A 5,667-nucleotide genomic window follows, 5' to 3' on the forward strand; every position below is an offset into this window, starting at 1 on the left:
TCCACGTGGCTGTGTTACATGCCACCGGCAATCGTTTTTATGCCCAGCTCGAAGATGTCATCAACGCCGCCTTGCGCATCTCGATCCGGCTCACCAATTCGGTGAAAGGCGTGCCGCAAGCCGATGTCGACGTGCATAAGAAAGTGTACGACGCCATCCAGGCCGGCGATTCCAACAAGGCCCGCAGCGTGATGGAAAACATCATTAGCGAAGTGCTGGATCTGATCGGCACGGCCCGACGCAAGAACAAGGCGGCCGCTACTACGCCCTCGCCTCGCGCAACTGGCGGTGCCAAGAGCACTGCGACGCGCCGACGCTCGACTTGATTTCAACGCTCGCCTAGCAGCGCATACAGGTCCATCTGGCGACTGTCGCCGATGACCTGTTCGAAATCCAAGCCCAGCGTGGCCAGCACCGGTTCGGCCACCGGTTTGATCTGTTTGAGCACGTAATGCTCGCGGTCCAACGGATGCTGGACGTTGTCCATCGGCTCCGGGCCCGCCGTCGTAATCACATAGCTGATAGATCGGCCCAACGGTTGGGTCGACTTGCGAGCGGCCACGACATGCGGCGGCGTGGTTGCGGTGTACTCCTCGGTGTCCTTCCGAAGATTCTTGCGATAGATCAGCGCGTCGTCCAACTTGCCGTCGCGCACCTTGCCGACGATATCGGCGAGATACACGTCGACCGGTTGATCGGTGAATAAGCGATGGTACAACTCGCGCTGGATCTGCTTGGCGAGCGCCGTCCAATCGCGCCTCACCACTTCCATGCCGACGAACTGCACGCCGTCGATGTCCTCGGCATTGAGCAGGCCCGCATAGCGCTTGCTAGCGCCGCGTGTACTGCCTCGAGCGCGCGGCAGGAACAAACGCAGGTACAGCTTTTCGAACTTCAGCTCCATCTTGCTCGTGACTCGCCACTGATCGGCGATGTACTTGGCGATGTCACGATTCAGTTGCGCGGCCAAGTCCTTGCCCAGAACACGCGCTTGCTCACTATCGGGCATCCCTGAGCGCACGAACAAGCTATCCGTATCGCCGTACAGCACGGTGTAGCCGGCGTTCTCGAACCATTGCTTGGACCACAGCAGAATGTCTCGACCGGTGCCCGTGATCGAGTTGGCCAACGCCGGGTTATAGAAACGGCAAGCCGGCGTCCCGAGCACGCCGTAACAGGAGTTCATCAGGATCTTGATGGCGTGAGAGGCCGTTTCGTCGCCGTTTTTCTTGGCGACATCGCGCCTCGGAAACAACTCATCGAGCACGCGCGGCAGAATGGCCGGCGGCCGACGGAATGAGCCGCCGGGCGTCACAATCAAATCATCCTCGGGCGATGGCCGCGCCACGTATGACAGCGGATCGATGTTGAATGTGCGGATGATGCTCGGATACAGACTCTTGAAGTCGAACACCCAAACGTTTCGGTGCAAGCCGGTCAGCGGTTCGAGCACGTGCCCGCCCTGTTGAACATCGTGCACGCGCGAGTCGCTGGATCGCACCGAGGGCGCGACGATCTTGAGCTTCTCGAGCTCGGACAAATACAGAAAATCGAACGACGCGATGCTGGCCGCGACTCGGTCGGGCGTCATGCCGGTCAGCTGACTGCGCGCCACCGCCAGTTGAATCACGTTCAACTTGGCAACGATTTCAAAAGCCAGTCTCGAGTCAGTGCGCGCATACAAAGCGAACGCCGGCAGATCATTGCGATAGTTGTGCAGGATCTCAGCCAAGCGATCGCGGACATCACCGTGAACCGCCTTGCCCTCACCCAACACTTCGCGCGCCACGGCATCGAGTGAGTATTCCTCCATGCGCACGAAAGCACCGCGCAGCAGATCGAGGCCATCCATCACCAAGCGGCCGGGAATACTGGCTTGGCCACTGCCGAAGTAACCTTCAGCCTTGCGAATCCGAATCGCGCCAGGCTCGCGCCCGAGATTGAACGGATGCCGTACGCGTTGCGCCATCCGCTGCAGCGCTGTCAGGTCGAAATCGACGATGTTCCAACCGGTGATCACGTCCGGATCCAGGCGTTGCACTCGTTCGCAGAAGGCCGTCAGCGCCGAGTATTCGTCGACACAGCGAATCGCCTTCTCCGGCATGGGTCGATCGCTGCCGTCGACGATCAGCACTTCGTCGATCTCGCTGGAATACATCGAGATCGCCAGCAACCGCTCGCCCTTGCCGTCGGTTTCGATATCGAACGACAACACTCGCGGCTCGATCTTGACGTCGGCCGGACGCAGCTCGGGATTCAAGAAACTCCACGTCAGCCCGTCACCCGGCGTCGCCTCGCCTTCGATCTCGCAGCCGCCCTTGATGCCGCGCTCGATCAAGTAGCGAACCGCGAATCGGACGTCGGCTTCGAAAGTCTCGATGCCGACATCGTGCAGGCGCTCTCGCAGCCCCGGCACATCGGTTGGCGTTTCCATCTCGAAGCGTGCGACCGGCTCGCCGTCGAAGGTGTGCTTGTCGACTGAGATGGGAGTCTGAGGCGTGACGCGGCTGGCGCGCTCCAGGTCAGAGGCTCGGATATAGAAGTGCGGGCGCTGTCGATCGTCACGAACGACAAACGTACCGCCGTCCTCGAGACGACCGTACAGATGAATGACAGGAACGCGCGTCCCGGCGGGACCGGAGACGACGCGATAACTGGCCTGGAGAATGAACCCTCGGAGCTTGATCACGGACGAATTGTGGACCAAACGCCCGCCGGCCGCGAGCACCATGCGAGCTTCTGGGAACGTTCCGATGCGCTGAGCGTTGCTCCTGCGGTCGTCTTCCTCCCCCGGTGCCATCTTGAGTCGAAGCTTCGCGTCCCAATTGCGTGAGGGCCTGCCCCATCCCCGAGGTGCGTTCTGGGACGGCCAAGGCACCAACTTCTCGCTGTTCTCGGCCCATGCCACCAAAGTGGAGCTGTGCCTGTTCGACGCCGACGGCCAGACCGAAATCGAGCGCATCGAGCTGCCCGAGTACACCGATGAAATCTGGCACGGCTACCTGGTCGACGTCGGCCCCGGCACCGTCTATGGCTATCGCGTGCACGGCCCGTACGAGCCCGAGAACGGCCACCGCTTCAATCCCAACAAGCTGCTGATCGATCCGTACGCGCGCGAGTTCGTCGGCGAGTTGCGCTGGGATCACGCACTGTTCGGCTACACCATCGGCGCGGAAGGCGACGATCTGACCTTCGACGAACGTGACAGCGCACCGTTCATTCCGAAGTGCGTGGTCGCCGACTCCAACTTCGACTGGCAACAGTCGGTCAGCCCGCTGGTGCCTTGGGATCGCACCATACTCTATGAGACGCAGGTGCGTGGCTACACCATGAAACATCCTGCCGTGCCCGAGAAGCTGCGCGGCAAATTCGCCGGCCTCGGTCTGCCTGAAGTCATCAAGTACATCAAGTCGCTGGGCGTCACGTCGGTCGAACTCATGCCAGTGCACGCCTACGTCAACGACAGCTTGCTGCTCGACAAGGGCCTGACCAACTACTGGGGCTACAACTCCATCGGCTTTTTCGCGCCGGATCCGCGCTATGTCATCGATCCCAGGCGCGGCGTGCAAGAGTTCAAGGAAATGGTGGCGCGCTTTCACGATGCCGGGCTCGAGATCATTCTCGACGTGGTCTACAACCACACCGCCGAAGGCAACGAACGCGGCCCGACGTTGTGTTTCAAAGGTGTCGACAACGCTTCGTACTATCGACTGCTGCCCGATCAAAAACGTTACTACATCAACGACACCGGCACCGGGAACACCTTGAACCTGAGTCATCCGCGGGTGATTCAAATGGTCACCGACAGCCTGCGCTTCTGGGTTCAGGAAATGCACGTCGATGGTTTCCGCTTCGATCTGGGCACCATCCTGGCGCGCGAGCCCAACGGCTTCGACAATCAGAGCGGTTTCTTGAAGGCCTGTTCGCAAGATCCGGTATTGAGCCGCGTCAAGTTGATCGCCGAACCTTGGGATTGCGGCCCGGGCGGCTATCAAGTGGGCGGCTTTCCGCCGGGCTGGGCGGAATGGAACGATCAATATCGCGACACGCTGCGTGATTTCTGGCGAGGCGAAGCGTCAGCCGCCAAAGTGTCGCCGCGCTTGTACGGCTCGGCCGACATCTTCAACAAGTACGGTCGCCGTCCCTACGCCAGCATCAACTTCATCACCGCGCACGACGGCTTCACGCTCAACGACCTGGTGAGCTATCACGACCGGCACAACGAGGCCAATCAGGAAGACAACAAGGACGGCCACGAGCACAACCGTTCCTGGAACTGCGGTGCCGAAGGCCCGACGGACGACGAAGGCATCAACACGCTACGCGGCCGGCAGATGCGTAACTTCCTCGCCACCTTACTGCTCTCGCAAGGCACGCCGATGTTACTTGCCGGCGATGAGTTCGCACGCACTCAGCACGGCAACAACAACGCTTACTGCCAGGACAACGAGATCAGTTGGATCGATTGGTCGTTGGCCGAACAGAACGAAACGTTGGTGCGCTTCGTGCAGCAGATGACGGCACTACGCGCCAAATTCCCGGTGCTCAGACGTAACCGCTTTCTGTCAGCCGAAGAAAATCCGCGCATCGGCTTGAAAGAAATCACCTGGATCAATGCCAGCGGCAAGGAAATGGAAGAGGAACATTGGGCCGACGACGGCATGCTGTGCTTCGGCATGTTGCTCGACGGCCGTGCGCAAGCCACTGGCCTGCGTCAACGCGGTCATGACGCCACGTTGCTGATCGTGCTCAACGCCTTTCATGATCTGGTCGAGTTCACGCTGCCCGGCGATTCTCCGGAGGCGCGCTGGACCTTGCTGATCGATACCAACCTGCCCGACCTGCCCACCGGCCGCAAAGCCATCTTCATGACCGGCGAAAGCTACGGCGTCACCGGCCGCTCGCTATTGGTGTTCAGCCTCGAGGCGCAGTCGGATGCAGCGCTGGATCGGGCGATAAAACCAAAGAAGCCGGCGCCGCCCCCGCCACCGGCATCTGGAAAGTAAAGCGCGTCTCCTCTTTGGAGGAAGTGGCGGTCAACGTACCGCCATGCGCTTTGGCGATCTCACTCGCTATATACAAACCGAGCCCGAGTCCTTGCTGCTCCGGCTGTGACGACGCGCGCACGAACGGGTGAAACAGCTTCTCCAGCACTGCGGCCGGGATGGGCTCACCGGAATTGCACACGTCGATGACCAACGAGTCGTTCTGAATGCGTGCGGCAATCTTCACCGGCGCGCGCGGCGCTCCGTGTAGCAAAGCGTTGGACACCAGATTCGAGACCAACTGCCCGATCCGAATGCGGTCGCAATTCACCACGCCGATGGGCTCGAGCGCAAATTCGATCACTCGATCCGGCGAGGCCGTTTGCAGCTCATCCACTACATGTAACAACGTGGGCTCGAGCGGGTCCCCGCCATTGCGATTCAGCGCCAACCCGCCACCGAGCCGGCCACGCGCGAAGTCCAGCACGTTGTCGATCATGCCCGTCATGCGACGAACACAGCCTTGCATGAGCACGAGCACATCCTGCGCCTGCTCATTGAGTGGCTGCTTCATCAGCATCCGACTGCCCGCCGAGATCGCGGCCAGCGGATTGCGCAGGTCATGGCCGAGCACCGCGATGAATTGTTCTCGAAGATCAGAGTTATGGCGCTCGTCCACCAA

General features: G+C 60.7%; 4 protein-coding genes. 2 read left to right on the plus strand and 2 right to left on the minus strand.

Features of this window, described 5'->3' with window-relative positions:
- Positions 1-326 (plus strand): FadR/GntR family transcriptional regulator (locus JNL55_RS09670; protein ID WP_293852440.1); only part of this gene is annotated, 326 nt, incomplete at its 5' end.
- 2 nt (positions 327-328) lie between these two features.
- On the opposite strand, the gene JNL55_RS09675 is transcribed toward JNL55_RS09670, so the two are convergent.
- Positions 329-2,689, minus strand: a complete 2,361-nt coding sequence (locus JNL55_RS09675) for a DNA polymerase II (protein ID WP_293852442.1) — start codon at positions 2,687-2,689, stop codon at positions 329-331.
- Between the two features lie 112 nt (positions 2,690-2,801).
- On the opposite strand from JNL55_RS09675, the gene glgX reads away from it, so the two are divergent.
- Entirely contained in the window at positions 2,802-5,006 is a 2,205-nt protein-coding gene (gene glgX, locus JNL55_RS09680) for a glycogen debranching protein GlgX (protein WP_293852444.1), read from the plus strand.
- On the opposite strand, the gene JNL55_RS09685 is transcribed toward glgX, so the two are convergent.
- A partial coding sequence (locus JNL55_RS09685; protein ID WP_293852446.1) for a sensor histidine kinase occupies positions 4,915-5,667 on the minus strand: 753 nt, incomplete at its 5' end. The two genes, glgX and JNL55_RS09685, sit on opposite strands and share 92 nt — an antisense overlap.

This window comes from Steroidobacter sp. (assembly GCF_016790065.1).
Taxonomy (GTDB): Bacteria; Pseudomonadota; Gammaproteobacteria; order Steroidobacterales; family Steroidobacteraceae; genus Steroidobacter.